Source organism: Alteromonas sp. McT4-15, from assembly GCF_020515205.1.
Lineage (GTDB): Bacteria > Pseudomonadota > Gammaproteobacteria > Enterobacterales > Alteromonadaceae > Alteromonas.
Window position 1 is genome coordinate 28,270 of the sequence record NZ_JAJALG010000019.1, and the last position, 15,323, is coordinate 43,592.

Annotated in this window: 16 protein-coding genes; all 16 read right to left on the reverse strand. The window is 43.8% G+C overall.

Going from position 1 to position 15,323, the window contains the following annotated elements; genetic code table 11:
* Window positions 1–70: 70 nt before the first annotated feature.
* Window positions 71–904 carry a F0F1 ATP synthase subunit A gene (gene atpB / locus LHL20_RS13560; RefSeq protein ID WP_159625365.1) on the reverse strand — a complete coding sequence of 278 codons (834 nt, stop codon included), beginning with the start codon at window positions 902–904 and terminating at the stop codon, window positions 71–73.
* Between the two features lie 89 nt (window positions 905–993).
* Complete coding sequence (locus LHL20_RS13565) at window positions 994–1,380, reverse strand: ATP synthase subunit I (protein ID WP_226433678.1); 387 nt, start codon at window positions 1,378–1,380, stop codon at window positions 994–996.
* A 206-nt stretch (window positions 1,381–1,586) separates the two neighbouring features.
* Window positions 1,587–2,465 carry a ParB/RepB/Spo0J family partition protein gene (locus LHL20_RS13570; protein WP_159625361.1) on the reverse strand — a complete coding sequence of 293 codons (879 nt, stop codon included), beginning with the start codon at window positions 2,463–2,465 and terminating at the stop codon, window positions 1,587–1,589.
* A gap of 45 nt (window positions 2,466–2,510) precedes the next feature.
* Window positions 2,511–3,305: a ParA family protein gene (locus LHL20_RS13575; protein ID WP_202263009.1), complete on the reverse strand. Its 795-nt coding sequence runs from the start codon at window positions 3,303–3,305 to the stop codon at window positions 2,511–2,513.
* Window positions 3,306–3,316: 11 nt separating this feature from the next.
* Window positions 3,317–3,961, reverse strand: a complete 645-nt coding sequence (gene rsmG / locus LHL20_RS13580) for a 16S rRNA (guanine(527)-N(7))-methyltransferase RsmG (protein ID WP_202263010.1) — start codon at window positions 3,959–3,961, stop codon at window positions 3,317–3,319.
* A 211-nt stretch (window positions 3,962–4,172) separates the two neighbouring features.
* Window positions 4,173–6,074, reverse strand: a complete 1,902-nt coding sequence (mnmG, locus tag LHL20_RS13585) for a tRNA uridine-5-carboxymethylaminomethyl(34) synthesis enzyme MnmG (protein ID WP_226433679.1) — start codon at window positions 6,072–6,074, stop codon at window positions 4,173–4,175.
* A gap of 643 nt (window positions 6,075–6,717) precedes the next feature.
* Window positions 6,718–8,289: an ATP-binding cassette domain-containing protein gene (locus LHL20_RS13590; protein ID WP_226433680.1), complete on the reverse strand. Its 1,572-nt coding sequence runs from the start codon at window positions 8,287–8,289 to the stop codon at window positions 6,718–6,720.
* Between the two features lie 240 nt (window positions 8,290–8,529).
* Window positions 8,530–9,357 (reverse strand): ATP-binding protein, encoded by an 828-nt coding sequence (locus tag LHL20_RS13595; RefSeq protein WP_202263013.1) that lies wholly within the window; start codon window positions 9,355–9,357, stop codon window positions 8,530–8,532.
* Window positions 9,358–9,363: 6 nt separating this feature from the next.
* Entirely contained in the window at window positions 9,364–10,032 is a 669-nt protein-coding gene (locus tag LHL20_RS13600; protein ID WP_226433681.1) for a DnaT-like ssDNA-binding domain-containing protein, read from the reverse strand.
* Window positions 10,029–10,466, reverse strand: coding sequence for a flavodoxin domain-containing protein (locus LHL20_RS13605; protein WP_226433682.1), 438 nt, complete (start codon window positions 10,464–10,466; stop codon window positions 10,029–10,031). The genes LHL20_RS13600 and LHL20_RS13605 overlap by 4 nt, the downstream gene beginning before the upstream one ends.
* A 26-nt stretch (window positions 10,467–10,492) precedes the next feature.
* Entirely contained in the window at window positions 10,493–11,881 is a 1,389-nt protein-coding gene (gene mnmE / locus LHL20_RS13610) for a tRNA uridine-5-carboxymethylaminomethyl(34) synthesis GTPase MnmE (RefSeq protein ID WP_226433683.1), read from the reverse strand.
* Between the two features lie 2 nt (window positions 11,882–11,883).
* Window positions 11,884–12,366 (reverse strand): YajQ family cyclic di-GMP-binding protein, encoded by a 483-nt coding sequence (locus tag LHL20_RS13615; RefSeq protein WP_226433684.1) that lies wholly within the window; start codon window positions 12,364–12,366, stop codon window positions 11,884–11,886.
* A 72-nt stretch (window positions 12,367–12,438) separates the two neighbouring features.
* Window positions 12,439–14,103 carry a membrane protein insertase YidC gene (yidC, locus tag LHL20_RS13620; protein ID WP_226433685.1) on the reverse strand — a complete coding sequence of 555 codons (1,665 nt, stop codon included), beginning with the start codon at window positions 14,101–14,103 and terminating at the stop codon, window positions 12,439–12,441.
* A 10-nt stretch (window positions 14,104–14,113) separates the two neighbouring features.
* Entirely contained in the window at window positions 14,114–14,362 is a 249-nt protein-coding gene (gene yidD, locus LHL20_RS13625) for a membrane protein insertion efficiency factor YidD (protein WP_207308071.1), read from the reverse strand.
* Window positions 14,347–14,706: a ribonuclease P protein component gene (rnpA, locus tag LHL20_RS13630; RefSeq protein ID WP_202263024.1), complete on the reverse strand. Its 360-nt coding sequence runs from the start codon at window positions 14,704–14,706 to the stop codon at window positions 14,347–14,349. Before rnpA ends, yidD begins: the two co-directional genes overlap by 16 nt.
* Before the next feature lie 15 nt (window positions 14,707–14,721).
* Window positions 14,722–14,856 carry a 50S ribosomal protein L34 gene (rpmH, locus tag LHL20_RS13635; RefSeq protein WP_014290886.1) on the reverse strand — a complete coding sequence of 45 codons (135 nt, stop codon included), beginning with the start codon at window positions 14,854–14,856 and terminating at the stop codon, window positions 14,722–14,724.
* Between the last annotated feature and the right edge of the window lie 467 nt (window positions 14,857–15,323).

Consider the following 15,323-nt stretch of genomic DNA (forward strand, 5'->3'; position numbering starts at 1 on the left):
AGGTTAATGTTTAAAATAAAACTCGGTTAAAAACGGTACCGACAAACGTATTCCCGGTACCCGTTAATTCTTAGTGGTCTTCTGCCGCTAGGCTTAAGTACACGATGGTTAGCATCATGAAAATAAACGCCTGAAGCGGAAGTACCAGAATATGGAATACAGCCCACATGAAGTGCAGTGGAAGCTGGAAGTAGCCAATCGTCGCAATAAGGATGAAGATTAGCTCACTCGCGTATAGGTTACCGAACAAACGTAGCGCTAGTGAAAGCGGACGCGCAAGCAATGTAACCGTTTCAAGAATGAAGTTCACCGGAATGAAAAGCGGGTGACCGAAAGGCTGCATAGTAAGCTCTTTAGTAAAGCCACCAATACCTTTCATCTTGATTGAGTAGTAGATAATTAGGATGAATACACCCGCTGCTAGAGCAAACGTAAGGTTAAGGTCAGTGGTTGGTACCGCCTTCATGTATACGTCGTGTGGGTCCATACCAAACGCTGAAGAACCAATTAGGCCCGCGATGGTAGGCAGCAAGTCAACCGGAACAAGGTCCATAAGATTCATTAGCAATACCCATACGAAGATAGTCAGTGCTAATGGCGCGATAAGTGCGCTCTTACCGTGAAAAGTGCTTTTCACGTTGTCATCAACAAACTCTACGATTAGCTCAACAAACGCCTGCATTTTTCCAGGTACGCCAGTTGTCGCTTTTTTCGCTACGCTTCTAAAGATGAAAAGGAAAAGTAAACCAAGACCAATAGACCATGCCAACGTGTCGACATGCCATGCCCAAAAACCAGCATCAGAACACGCTTTGTTAAACGCGATTCCGTTGTCAGTTGAGCACATAGTGGCATTGGTCAAGTGGTGCTTGATGTATTCTGAGGTAGTGTATTCAGATGCCATTGTTTAACCCAAGTTGTAAAGTGTAAAAATTTGGTGACTGGTTCTTTTGGTTCATTCGGACGTTATTGTTATCTGCGTATTCGCATTTTTTATTGTTTCGTACCGTAATGAAACATGGCTAGCGCATGGCTAGCAGTTGTAATCACAAACGCGGCGAATATCTCAAGCGGCGCGGCATTCAAGCCCTTAAAAGCAATTACAAATAAAATGATTGTCAGTGCCAGCTTCATTTTTGAGCCTTGGCTAAAACTTCGTGCAACAAGGTCGTTTTTACTCGCGCCTGCATAGCGAAATGCAAAGGCTGTAAACACGATAGTAGGCAAGATGCTAATCATGGCACCTGCCGCCGCTGACATTGCGGAATGACTACCCGCGGCAGCAAAAGCGATTACAGTAACGACTAGGGCGGTGATAACCTGAAAAAGTAGCCCTTTTTTGGCGAGGTCTAAACCTCGTTTTGCTAGCCTGTTCGTCACTTTTTCTCGCAGCTTGTTCACGTCTTACAAAAAGCGTCAGAAGTATACTGTTTTACCGACAATTTTCAACAGTACATCGCTTTTTGAAAGTTATTCTGAAAATTTTCTATTGCTATAACCGGAAAGGAGAGTGTCCGCTTGTGACAGCAGACAGTGCATCTATTGCGGGTAGGCAAAGGGTATATTATTTTTATTATTTAAATAAACTATTGAATTTTATTGATAATTCCATCTAATTGCTCTAAGTCACTGAAGCTAATCGTCAGCTTTCCTTTGCCTTTTGCATTATGGTCAATGCTCACAGGCGCCCCTAAATTTTCTGAAAGTCGGGTCATAAGGTTTTGAACATCTGGATCAACTTTCTTCTCAGGCTTTGGCTTAGCAGGCTCTAATAGCTTTTTAACTAACTTTTCAGTGTCGCGTACGGTTAATCCTTTGCCTGATACTACCTGAGCGGTTTCTGACTGCGTTTCACCCTCAAGAGCAAGCAGTGCACGGGCATGGCCCATTTCAATATCACCGTGCTCGACCAATAGCTTTACATCATCATTCAAATTATTTAAACGCAGCAAATTGGTTACTGTGGTACGTGATTTACCTACCGCTTCAGCCACTTCTTGATGAGTTAGCGCAAATTCGTTCATTAAACGGTCAAGTGCTTGTGCTTCTTCCATCGCGTTTAAGTCTTCACGCTGAATATTCTCAATAAGCGCAATCGCCACAGCAGCTTCATCCGGCACATTTTTGATAAGACAGGGAACCTCATCAAGCTGTGCTAGCTGCGATGCACGCCAGCGGCGTTCGCCTGCAATAATCTCATAACGATGTTCATCGACTTTACGCACGACAATAGGTTGAATAATACCTTGTGCGCGAATTGACGAGGCCAGTTCTTCTAACGCATCTGGCGACATGTCTTTACGAGGCTGATATTTGCCTGGCACTAAATATTCAATTGGCAGCTTATTCAACTCACCATTGGTTGAAAGTACCTCGGCGGCATCTTGTTCTCGTTGAGCAGATGATTGGCTGGTTGCTAGTAGCGCATCTAGACCGCGGCCAAGGCCTCTTTTACGTGCTGACATAGTGTCCTCTATGGCATGTGCTGATGATATTCAGCTTATTCTCGTTTAACTTGCTTTTGCCTGTGCAGGCGAAGATTTATCCCGACGGCGTAATATTTCGCCCGCCAATGCTAAATACGCTTTGGCACCCGTTGATGACTTATCGTAGTACATCGCGGGCGTTCCAAAGCTTGGTGCTTCAGCAAGACGCACGTTGCGTGGAATTACCGTACGATAAACTTGCTCACCAAAATGACGCTTGAGCTGCTCTGAAACGTCATTTGCGAGGCGATTACGCGGGTCGTACATAGTACGCAATACGCCTTCAATCTTCAATTCTGGATTTACGACCGACGCTAATTTTTGAATGGTATCCATTAACGCAGTAAGACCTTCAAGCGCATAGTACTCGCACTGCATTGGCACCATAACCGAGTCAGCGGCTGCAAGTGCATTTACCGTCAATTGATTAAGCGAGGGTGGGCAATCGATAAAAATAAAATCGTAGTAGTCCATCACTGGAGCCAGTGCGTTGCGAAGTCTCACCTCGCGCGCAAACATTTCCATCAATTTGATTTCAGCCGCAGTCACATCGCCATTTGCCGCGATAAGATCGTATTTACCGCTTGTCGCTTTTACGATCACTTCATCGATGGGCTTTTCTTCAATCAACAATTCAAACGCGGTGGCATCGACGTCGTACTTGTCTACGCCACTGCCCATCGTTGCGTTGCCTTGAGGGTCAAGATCGATAAGCAACACTTTTCGCTTGGTCGCTGCCATTGAAGCAGCCACATTAACTGCGGTGGTCGTTTTGCCTACACCACCTTTTTGATTCGCGATCGCGATTACCTTAGCCACGTTAGATCCTGTTATTTCTTTTTCAGCCAAACCAAATGTCTTTCGCCGACTAGATTAGGCACAGTGAGGTTTTCCGTTCGACTCACCTGAAAGTGATCACTTACTTCGTCTATTTCTTCTTGCGGAAACTGACCTTTTAGCGCCAAAAACTGACCATCTGAATCTACCAGATGTTCGCACCAGTGCAACATATCTTTTAATGAAGCGAAGGCACGACTAAGTACAATATCGTAAGGTTTTTCACCATTATGCTCTTCTACGCGACTTTGCACAGGGGTTACATTGGTAAGCTTAAGTGTATGGACACATTGTGTCATAAAGCGAACACGCTTCCCTAATGAGTCAAGCAGGGTGAACGATTTGTTTGGAAAAGCGATAGCCAATGGCATACCGGGCAGACCAGGTCCTGTGCCTACATCAATAATATTTTCACCAGCACTTGCAGATAAATGGGGCACAATGGCTAATGAATCAAGAATGTGCTTAACCATCATTTGCTTTGGGTCGCGCACTGACGTTAAGTTATACGCTTTATTCCACTTATCAATCATCACAACATAGTCAACCAATTGCTGTTGCTGCGTATCACTAAGTTCAAGTGAGAGTGCCGCGAGGCCTGATGTCAGTATGGTATGCAATTCTTGTGGTAAGCTCATGGATAATTCTGTTTTATCTAATTGAAAAAAAAGCGTTTTTCCAAAAACTCATACTTGTCTTAACTTACAAGTGGTGTAAGTGGAAAACGTGAATTTAACGTTGGAAGATCTTTGTGCCAGCGAACACACTTTGCCGAGATCGTCACAATGATACGCGAAGATCTCGGAAAAGCTAAGTGCTTGTGATCGCTAGGCGAGTTAAGTGCGTGTTTTACGCACTGATTTTATCTTGCTTGCGAAGCATGCCGTGTTTTTTGAGGTAAACCAACAACAGTGAAATGGCTGCTGGCGTAATGCCTGATATACGCGACGCTTTACCAATAGTTTCCGGACGGGCTTCAGATAATTTCGCCACCACTTCATTTGATAATCCAGAAATCTTACTGAAGTCCATATCTACCGGTAACAAGGTATTTTCGTGGCGCTGTGTTTTAGCAATTTCTTCCATTTGACGCGCAATATAACCCGCGTACTTAATTTGAATTTCAACCTGCTCAGCGGCAATCGGATCGTCAAGGCCTGGGCCGATACTTTCAATTTCCATCAACTGGCTATAAGTCATCTCTGGTCGACGGATCAATTCTTCAAGAGAGTGTTCGCGACTTACCGGGTTTTTAAGCATTGGGTTTAATTCTGGCGTTGCCACATGATCAGGGTGGATCCACTGACCGCGAAGACGCTGAAGTTCACTTTCAACCGCTTCCATCTTGTCGTTAAATTTAGCCCAGCGCGCATCGTCAACTAAACCAATCTCACGGCCCATCGCAGTTAAACGGCTATCTGCATTATCTTCGCGAAGTAGCAAACGATACTCAGCTCGACTGGTAAACATACGATACGGCTCTTTTGTCCCCATCGTAGCAAGATCATCAATCAATACACCCATGTACGCTTGGTCACGACGCAAAATGAGTGGATCTTTTTGCTGTACTTGAAGCGCCGCATTAGCACCAGCGACAAGCCCTTGTGCACCAGCTTCTTCGTAGCCAGTTGTTCCGTTGATTTGACCGGCAAAGAAAAGCCCTTCAATAAATTTTGTTTCAAGAGTTTGTTTAAGGTCTCTTGGATCAAAGAAGTCGTACTCGATAGCGTAGCCAGGACGTACGATATGGGCATTCTCAAAACCTTTGATTGAACGAACAAGGTTCATTTGAACGTCAAATGGCAAGCTGGTTGATATGCCATTAGGATAGACTTCAATGCTGTTTAAGCCCTCAGGCTCAACGAAAATTTGGTGCGATGATTTGTCAGCAAAACGCGTGATCTTATCTTCGATGCTAGGGCAGTAACGAGGACCAATACCTTCAATTACACCAGTAAACATGGGTGAGCGATCAAGACCACCACGAATAATGTCGTGTGTTTTTTCGTTAGTATGCGTGATGTAACATGGTATTTGCGTTGGGTGCATTTCACGGTTACCCATGAAAGAAAATACCGGTGTTGGATCATCGCCTGGTTGAGGCTGCATAACCGAGAAGTCGAGCGAACGGGCATCTAAGCGCGCCGGTGTACCTGTTTTTAATCGATCAACACGGAATGGTAGCGCGCGAAGTCTATCAGCAAGTGCGATTGAGGGCGGATCGCCTGCGCGACCACCTCGATAGTTCTCAAGACCAATGTGAATTGTGCCGCCAAGGAAAGTACCCACCGTCAGTACAACGGTTTTAGCTTTAAACTTCAGTCCCATTTGAGTCACTACACCGCATACGCGATCGTTTTCAACAATGAGATCATCCACGCTTTGTTGGAATAACGTCAGGTTTTCTTGGTTTTCAACAATATTGCGAATAGCATTTTTGTAAAGCGTACGGTCTGCTTGCGCACGTGTTGCGCGCACAGCAGGCCCTTTACTAGAATTAAGTGTTCTAAACTGTATACCGCCTTGATCGATAGCAAGCGCCATTGCGCCACCTAAGGCATCAATCTCTTTAACCAAATGGCCTTTTCCGATCCCACCAATAGCTGGATTACATGACATCTGGCCAATTGTTTCAATATTGTGTGTGAGCAGTAATGTATTTGCACCCATGCGCGCAGATGCTAGTGCAGCTTCTGTACCTGCATGCCCACCGCCAACAACGATGACATCAAATGCTTCAGCATAAAACATGGATAAACCTCACTAAAAACCTAAGGAAAAGACGTATAAACAACCTAACTCTTTAAACAGACACTGCTGAAAAAAGGGCGCGTATTTTATCTGAGTTATTGGATAAATAAAATGATTAAATTTTCTTCAAAAGTGTTTTTTGAAAAAGGCTGATCGAAATATAAGATCTTAAGATCTCTTTTAGATCTGTTTATTTTTACTTTTATTAGGATCATCAAGATCTGTGGGTAACCGATCAAAGCGCATTAAGATCATCTAGTTACGCGATCAATAAGTTTGGGAAACCCCGATCCATAACCCCCTCTCAAACTTGTGCATAAATAGCCTTTTTATCCACATGCCGATTTGTTTGAAAAGTTATTCTTTTTTCGATCAGAGCTTATACACAGCGGTTTGTGGGATCCTATCCACAGGGGTGATCAAGATGTGATCCAACTGGGGATAAAATGTTTGCTAAATATGTATTGCGATCAGAAGATCGCGTAACCACATGCCTTACAGGTCGATCTTATTGTGGAAGAGATCTTTTCATTTACCTGTGATTAGATCGCAAGATCACGTTTTGCACTGTGCGCTATTTATTTCGTAACTTCCCTGTTACGGCAATAATATTTCGCTTTTTTATTGTAATTGTAGACCTTCATCAAAGCATCAGCGTGTCAGTGATACCACAATCTTGTACAAAATATGTATCGTGGCTGACTAATAAAAATCCTCCTTTGTAGTTTGACAGTGCTTCAGATAGTCGTGTTTTTGCGTCTATGTCCAAATGATTGTCAGGTTCATCAAGTAATAAGAACGGATGGGTTGTTTGATGACTTACAATAAGCATAGCAACTTTCATCTTTTGACCACCGCTAAGGGTTTGTGCCTTTTGTAATACACTGTCGCCGCGTAAACCAATGCCTGCAAGTAGGGTCCTCGCATCGCTTACCGTTAGTTCATTACAATGGGTCAAAAGATTATCCAACACGGACATATGTGCTTCAACAACAGAAAAATGCTGGTCAAGATAATAGGTGGGTGTATTCACGCGCATCGTGCCACCTGCAATGTGATACCTACCTATTAGTATTTTCAAAAGGGTTGATTTACCGCATCCATTAGCGCCTGACACATGACACTTTTCATTCGCTTTTAAAGTCAGTGATAAAGGCTTTTGTGCCCCAAAGGGCAGTACGATGCGGTTTAAAGAGATCACCGTTTTTCCACTTGCTTGAGTGTCTTTCATATAAAACTGCTGTGGTGTTAGCTCGCATTGGCGAGTTTTGAGGGCGGTTTCTTTCTCCTGTAATCGCACTTGTCTGGCGTCGTGGTTCTTATTTCTTGTCGACGCGTTAGCTTGCGCACTGTCTCGCTTTTTATCTAGCAGTACTTTATGTTGGCTTTTGTCTTTGCGTAACTTGTTACCCTGGCTTGCCCGTTGCTGCGCTTTTTCGTGATTCTTTTGCGCTTGTGCCGCCATTTGTCGTTTTTGTTTGTCTACAGCGTTTAGCTGACGCTCTACGGCGGCCAATTCAGCGTTTTTTTGCTTTTGGTAGTGATCAAAATTACCGCCAAAACAGTGAAGGCCGCTTTCTGATAACTCCCATATTTGCTCTACATCTTCTAACAGTTCACGGTCGTGTGTGATCAACAAAACAGTACCCTTAAAAGCGCCTAAGCGTGTTTTAAGCCAATGTTTTGATGTGCTATCAAGGTGATTAGAAGGTTCATCTAAAATCAGTAACTCATGGTCTTCATTGAGAAGTTTTAGAAGTTTAAGCTTTGCTAGTTGTCCGCCACTTAAGTGAGAACAAGGCAAATCTAGTGCACAGGGCACACCTATTTCACGTAATGAAAGCTCAACCGTTTCACGAAGGTTCCAGTCATCGCCAATAACGTCAAACCAGTGCGAAGCACAGTCACCTGATGCCACTTGTTGTAACGCATCTAGTTTGTCATGTACGTTGAGATATCGCGCTATGGTGACGCTGTCATCAGACAACAAATGAGAAGTTTGTTGGTGATAAACCCCCAGATGTGGCGTACAAACCACACGTCCGCTTGTTGGGAATACTTGTTTGCAAAGGATCGCAGCCAAAAGTGATTTGCCTACACCATTATTGCCTACTAGGCCCACACGTTTGTGCGAAAGTTGGCACGATAGACTGTCAAACAACAGTCGGCCATTGTCTAACTGATAAGAAATTTGTTGTGCGTGTAGTAACGGCATAATTGCCTCCTGTTACACAGGGGCAAGCGCGTGTCAGGCAATTATATACATTCTCCAGTAGAGAAGGCTTGAGTAGATAAAACTTTTATAAAGCGTGAGAAGTCCGACAATGCGCCCACTAACCCTGTAGATCCAAAATAAAAAGAAATGGAAAACAGGTGTTAGTTGTTCATGTCGACATGACTCCGTAAGTTAGATGGCGATAAAATAGTCAGAAAGTGACTTTTCGTCAAGACTAAGTTAACGCACCTGATTGGGTTGATAACGAGGTTGTGCGTTTGAAGACTGCATATCTTCTTGTTCTATCGTAAGGCCTTCACGTCGACTTGGCCCTTGGAAGCGTACTTTGTAAGTGTCGTATTCTTTGATAGATTCAAAACAATAACGACCTAGGGCATTCTCGAGTTCTGCTAAGTTGTGGTTAGTGATAAGAATACAGTTTTTCTTATTGACCAAACGCTGTCTGAGTAGATTGCCAAACCAACTTTGCGCATTCTTTTTAAGCGCTGATTCGTTGACACACACTTCATCTAAGATCAGCAAGTCCACATCAAGAAGCTCTTGATTGATCTCTCTAAAGCGTTGGCTTGCGTTGTCTGTCGCAGCAAAATCAAATGAAAAGTTGCGCATTTCAAGCAGGGTAGAGAGTTGTCGATAGAGCACTGAAATTTCATATTGCTCAATAAGTTGGTGCGCAATAGCACCGGCTATGTGAGATTTGCCACGACCGTAATCGCCATAGAACAACATCATATGTGAGCCACTTTGTCGCCACGCGGGATCATCATGTGCGGCTATAAAGGACTGCGCTATTGATACTGCTTCTATTACATCATCACTGTCTTCGACTAAGTTCGCAAAGGTCCACTTTGGGTTGAGGTCAGAACGGCCATGTATAGCTTCTACACGCGCTTTTTTGCTGCGTTGTTGTAGCTGCGAAACCTCTTCATTGGCTTTGGCTTCGTATTGCTTTCTCAGCGTGCTGTAATCGATATACTCTTCATTGTTATCGACATTCTTGTTTAGCGCCTTGGCCAGGTTGGCAATTTTGTCAGCTATACGATCCATAATGATTTAACTCTTCTTTGATGCGGCATATTTTTCCACAAGCTTTCTAGCATTATCATCCGCTTCTATGCCGGCTGCAACTTTCACTTGCTGTGTACCTACTACTTTTGTTGGCGCATAGCCTGATGCAAGTCGCTTGCGTTTGATATTGTTGGCAAATTTTTGTGTCCATTGAAACTCGCTGAATACCGAGCTAGGGCGACCCAACCAATAAGCGACAAATTCACCCACTTCGTTATCATCGAATGTTTTATCGATAATACCCAGTAGTGACGCCATCTCTTCAAACAGTGCTTGGTTCGGTTTCCAAGTTGCTGACATTGCGCTGTGACGTGTATGTAGCTGATCAAAGTCAGACTGCGGCTCGCTAATTAGCGGAAGCAGTAGCGTTTTGCCATTAATGGTGTGCTCTAAATCCATCTCAACAGGAAGTGCCACTAAACCCACTTGTTCCAGTTGTTTTATTAACGAGTTTATTTGCCGACCCCGTTGATAGGGGGGGTCTTTATCATCACCGTTAAGTAAATTCAGCAAGTGCTTATAATCAATAGGAGATGAAGACGTGGTAGCGCTATTGGCGCCTTCTCGTAACCCAAGCAAATATAATACGCGACACTCGTTAGACAGTGGTGAGGTTAATGCGGCGAGCTCAGCTTGGGTAAGATTCGTTATCATAAATGATCAAGCTGACCTTCAAACCATTCCACGGCCGCATCTTCAGGAATTGGGTGTTCAAGCACATCGATATAAAGTGCATCGGCAAGTAAAGTACCACCGTTATCAGTAATGTGCTTTTCTATTTCTTTAGCGCCAAAGCAAAAAGTATCGTAACTGGTATCACCCAGGCCAATGACAAATGCATTTACTGTGTGTAAAGGTGCGCCTTTTAATTGCGCGGCAAATTCTTGAATATTGTCTGGGAGTTCACCTGCTCCATGAGTCGACGTGCATACAATCCATGTCGCATCCGTTTTTATATCATCAAGATTTGGCTCGGTGTGAATTGTGTGTGTATGACCGCTTGCATCAAGCTTTTCAGCTATGGCATCTGCTACGTACTCTGAAGCACCTAACATGGTGCCTACAATAATTTCAAAATGCTTACTCATGGTTTACTGACTTCTTGTTATATCTCTTATTTGCCAATACAAAACGACGAAAATATCTTACCAAGCAGGTCGTCTGAAGTGAATTCACCGGTTATCTCACACAGTGCTTGATGGGCTAGACGCAACTCTTCGGCAAGTAACTCTCCGGCCATCGCATCGTGCAACTGCTGTTCGCCTGTACTGACATATCTATAGGCCTGATCTAAGGCATCGATATGACGGCGACGAGCGATAAATTGCCCTTCAGTAGTGGTGTCAAACCCCATCGTTTTAGCCAGATGCGCCTTAAGCGTATCAACACCATCACCTTGTTTTGCCGACAGATTGATAACCGATATATCGCCTTGTTGTGTATTGACGGTACTTTGACCGATATCTAGCGTACTTAAATCGGCTTTGTTTCGCACTACGGTAACAGGAATACCTTGAGGGAGGCGAGCCATAAATTCTGGCCAAATGGCAAAGGGGTCGATGACAGTGGTTGCCGTTGAATCGACAACAAACAACACATGATCAGCGTCATTAATGGCTTGCCAAGCACGCTCAATACCAATTTGTTCTACTTTGTCGGGGCTTTCGCGAAGACCCGCAGTATCAATAATGTGAACGGGCATGCCATCAATATGAATATGTTCTTTCAGTACATCCCTTGTAGTGCCCGCTATATCAGTGACAATTGCACTGTCGCGACCAGCTAATGCATTTAACAGGCTTGATTTGCCAGCGTTGGGTCTACCTGCAATGACCACCTGCATACCTTCGCGTAACAAGGTACCTTGTTTAGCTTGTTCGCGCACGGTAGTGAGGCTTTGCATAATGGTGCTTAAGTCACCTGCTACTTTGCCGTCTGATAAGAAATCAATTTCTTCTTCTGGAAAATCGATCGCTGCTTCAACGTACATGCGAAGGTGAACAATTTGGTCAGATAATGTTTGAATTTGTGTTGAAAACTCACCCTGTAATGAGCGAAGGGCACTACGAGCGGCTTGCTTAGAACTGGCGTCTATCAAGTCAGCAATTGCTTCTGCCTGTGCAAGGTCTAGTTTGTCGTTTAAAAACGCCTGTTCACTAAATTCACCAGGATTGGCTAAACGAGCGTGACCCGTCGCCAGCACAGCATCTATTAGCATATCCATGACGACTTGACCGCCGTGGCCTTGAAGTTCAAGTACATCTTCACCAGTGAAGGAATTAGGCCCTTTAAAAAACAGAGCAATACCTTGGTCTATAACGTCATTGTTGGCGTCTACAAACGGCGTGTAGGTTGCAAGACGCGGTGTTAACACACTTGGTACCAATGCACTGGCGATGTCTTTAGCTTTTGGGCCTGATACGCGAACAATGCCCACACCACCTCGACCCGGCGCTGTCGCTTGGGCTGTGATGGTGTCGGTTGAAAGGGTGAGTGATTCCATAATTAGTCGCGGAAGTTCTTAAATTGAAATGGCTGGCCAAGGTCTGACGATTTTACAAGCGCAATCACTTGCTGCAGGTCATCACGCTTTTTGCCTGTAACACGCAACTCTTCGCCCTGAATGGCGGTTTGTACTTTAATTTTGGCGTCTTTAACCAACTTTACAATTTTCTTCGCCATTGGTTGCTCAATACCTTCTTTGAAGGTAATGGTTTGACGATAGGTTTTACCGTGTGCGTCGTAAGGCTTTACGTCCATCGATGAGGTATCAACGTTGCGCTTAGACATAGCAGTACGAAACATGCTTTCCATCTGTTGAAGCTGGAATTCAGCTTCTGCTTTCATCACTACGGTTTTATCTTTGTATTCAAAGCTGGCATCTATGCCGCGAAAGTCAAAGCGTGTTGAAAGCTCTCGGCTGGCGTTTTCTGTTGCGTTACGCACTTCTTCCATATTCAATTCAGAAACAATATCAAATGATGGCACAGGGAATATTCCTCTAACTTGTAAGACAAAACAGCCCGCTTAGGCGGGCTGTGTAATTGAGTGATCAGCGTACTACTTACTGCTGATGCCCCGCTTCTCCATAGAAGCATAAATCATTTTGGCTTGAACCAAGGTAATCACGTTGCTCACTAGCCAGTATAGTACTAGACCTGCAGGGAACCACAGGAAGAACACACTCATTGCAACTGGCATCCATTGCATGATTTTTTGCTGCATTGGATCAGTAATAGTGGTTGGCTGAAGTTTTTGCAATAGGTACATACTTGCGCCTGTAAGGATAGGCAGTACAAAGTATGGGTCTTTTACAGAAAGGTCAGTGATCCACAATACAAAATCGGCGTGACGTAGTTCAACACTTTCCATTAATACCCAGTAAAGTGCCAAGAATATTGGCATTTGAAGTAATAACGGAAGGCAACCGCCCATTGGGTTTACTTTCTCTTTGCGATACAGCTCCATCATTGCTTGTGACATTTTTTGTCTGTCATCGCCAAAACGGTCTTTTAGCTGCTGCATCTTAGGCGCCAAATTACGCATGCGCGCCATTGACTCATATTGCTTTTTAGTTAGCCAGTACATTGCACCTTTCACTACAATAGTGATAAGAATAATCGCAACGCCCCAGTTATTTACCAAGCTGTGCAAAAATTGTAGCAGTGCAAACAGATACTTTGAAATCCACCACAAGAATCCATAGTCCACTGTTAAATCAAGGCCACGAGCGATTTGCGCAAGGCTGTCTTGATCTTTAGGACCTAAATAAAGTGTTGAAGAAAGGGTTTGCGTATCACCGGCTGCGATGGTCGCAGAAGGTGCAAGTACACCTACGACAGCGTAGCGGTTGTTTTGATTGCGTGAATACAGGCTATTGGTTGCATCTTGAGGCGGTACCCAAGCTGAAACGAAATAGTGCTCAAGCATACCTACCCAGCCAGCTTTGGTCGTTACGCGAAGGTTCTCATCTTCGATATCATCGAATGTGAGTTTCTGATATCTGTCGTCTTCTGTTGAATACGCAGCGCCGCGATAGGTAGGCATAAACATGTTGCTATCATCTTCAAATGCCATGACTTGCTTAAGTTGCGCGTAAGGCTGTACCGTCGCGTTAGAAGCTGTGCCGTTTTCAACCGTATAGCTTACGTCAATTTCGTAGCTATCCTTTGTAAACGTAAAGGTCTTTGTTACAGAAAGACCTTCGCTGTTCTTCCACGTTAGCGGCACAACGAGCGTGTCGCCCGTCATTTCAAAAAATTCGCTAGACGTATTATACACAGGACGTCCAACTACTTTATCTGCATCAGGACCTTGCGCACCTGTTAAACCGCTTTGCGCCACATAAAGGCCGTTTCCTGAACGAAGCAAGCTGTACGGGATATCTGAACCTTGTTTTACAGGAAACTTAAGTAAATCTGCTGATACAACATCACCGCCTAGTAGATCGATACGCAAATCTAGCGTGTCTGTTTTAACTTCAATAATGCGGCTAGTGTTTTGTGAAGCGGTTGCTACTTGCGCAGAAGGTGCAGCAGCATCGCCACTTGGCACTTCTTCACTGTTCACATCTTCAAAAGAGGGAACACCTTGAGCTGTTTGTTGCGTTTGTTCTTGCGCGGCTGGCTCAACTAGCTGTGGCCCATAATCTTTTTGCCATTGTTGCCAAAGCAAAAAGCTAACTAGCGCGAGGCCAATTATCAGAAAACTACGTTGCGATTCCATACAGGTCTCTTTATTTTGAGTGTTTATTTTGTTGTTTTTCCGGCACTGGATCATATCCGCCGGCATGCAAAGGGTGGCATTTTAATATGCGTTTAATCGATAACCAACCGCCTTTTACCAATCCGTGCGTTTTTAATGCATCAATAGCATACCAAGAACAGGACGGATGGAAACGACAACGTTGCCCTAATACAGGCGAAATAAACCATTGATAGCACTTTATCAAGGCCAAAGGGACTGCAATTAAGAGTTGTTGCAACGCTTGTTTAATTTTTTCCATAGCTTTTCCAATGTTGCGAAAACTTCTTGGTTGCTAAGGTTGTCAGCACCGGATTTCCCGATAACGATAATATCAACGTTGGGAAGGTCATGCTGCTTAAGTCGAAAGCTTTCTCTTACTAAACGTTTTAAACGATTTCTGTCATGGGCTTTTCGGATGCGCTTTTTGGCAAGCGTAATACCCAAACGTGGTGACGTAAGTGAATTTTTTCGAGCTAGAATTGTAAAAGAGGGAGATACAGCTGGAGTTGCGTTATCAAACACATAGGTAAAGTGGGTGGGAGTTAGCAGACGCAACTCCCTAGAAAACTTATTCTCGCCCACTTTGGCGTCTTTCAATTAAGCTGAAAGACGAGCGCGGCCTTTTGCACGGCGAGCTGCTAGTACTTTACGACCATTTTTAGTCGCCATACGAGCACGAAAACCGTGAGAACGCTTGCGCTTAAGATTGCTCGGTTGAAATGTTCTTTTCATGACCAAAGTCTCACTTATATTTAGTTAAACATAGGCGTTTTTGGTAACACATTATGCTGTTGCCAGAACAATGTGGTGTTTTCACCAGAAAAGCCCATCGAAAAAGGACGCTGAATTCTAGAGATCTCGGGGGCTCCTGTCAATGCATATTCTCTCTTTTTGGACGAATAAGTGAACAATTTTCGCTGTTTTTTAATCGATAAAGCAGTTTTTTATACAATTAGGCTGTGAATAACGCGATTGTGACACTGATGTTATCCACAGTAGATTGTGTAAAAACACAATAATAGTGAAAAATGCAAGGGGATCTAACGCATTTTTAAGGGTATTTTAGACAGATGTTTTCTCATAATAGAGCGTTTTGATCTAAAGCAAAAGTTATTTAAATTCATTGTTTTATCATTTTGATCCTTAAGATCGATCAAGATCGCCATTTACATTATGTTGATAACGTAAGATAATCCACA

What these genes read in the sequence shown, in the direction of transcription:
- atpB (WP_159625365.1), bottom strand. Translation starts at nt 904, where the DNA reads ATGGCATCTGAATACACTACCTCAGAATACATCAAGCACCACTTGACC.
- LHL20_RS13570 (WP_159625361.1), bottom strand. Translation starts at nt 2,465, where the DNA reads ATGTCAGCACGTAAAAGAGGCCTTGGCCGCGGTCTAGATGCGCTACTA.
- rsmG (WP_202263010.1), bottom strand. Translation starts at nt 3,961, where the DNA reads ATGAGCTTACCACAAGAATTGCATACCATACTGACATCAGGCCTCGCG.
- mnmG (WP_226433679.1), bottom strand. Translation starts at nt 6,074, where the DNA reads ATGTTTTATGCTGAAGCATTTGATGTCATCGTTGTTGGCGGTGGGCAT.
- LHL20_RS13590 (WP_226433680.1), bottom strand. Translation starts at nt 8,289, where the DNA reads ATGCCGTTACTACACGCACAACAAATTTCTTATCAGTTAGACAATGGC.
- LHL20_RS13595 (WP_202263013.1), bottom strand. Translation starts at nt 9,357, where the DNA reads ATGGATCGTATAGCTGACAAAATTGCCAACCTGGCCAAGGCGCTAAAC.
- LHL20_RS13600 (WP_226433681.1), bottom strand. Translation starts at nt 10,032, where the DNA reads ATGATAACGAATCTTACCCAAGCTGAGCTCGCCGCATTAACCTCACCA.
- LHL20_RS13605 (WP_226433682.1), bottom strand. Translation starts at nt 10,466, where the DNA reads ATGAGTAAGCATTTTGAAATTATTGTAGGCACCATGTTAGGTGCTTCA.
- mnmE (WP_226433683.1), bottom strand. Translation starts at nt 11,881, where the DNA reads ATGGAATCACTCACCCTTTCAACCGACACCATCACAGCCCAAGCGACA.
- yidC (WP_226433685.1), bottom strand. Translation starts at nt 14,103, where the DNA reads ATGGAATCGCAACGTAGTTTTCTGATAATTGGCCTCGCGCTAGTTAGC.
- rpmH (WP_014290886.1), bottom strand. Translation starts at nt 14,856, where the DNA reads ATGAAAAGAACATTTCAACCGAGCAATCTTAAGCGCAAGCGTTCTCAC.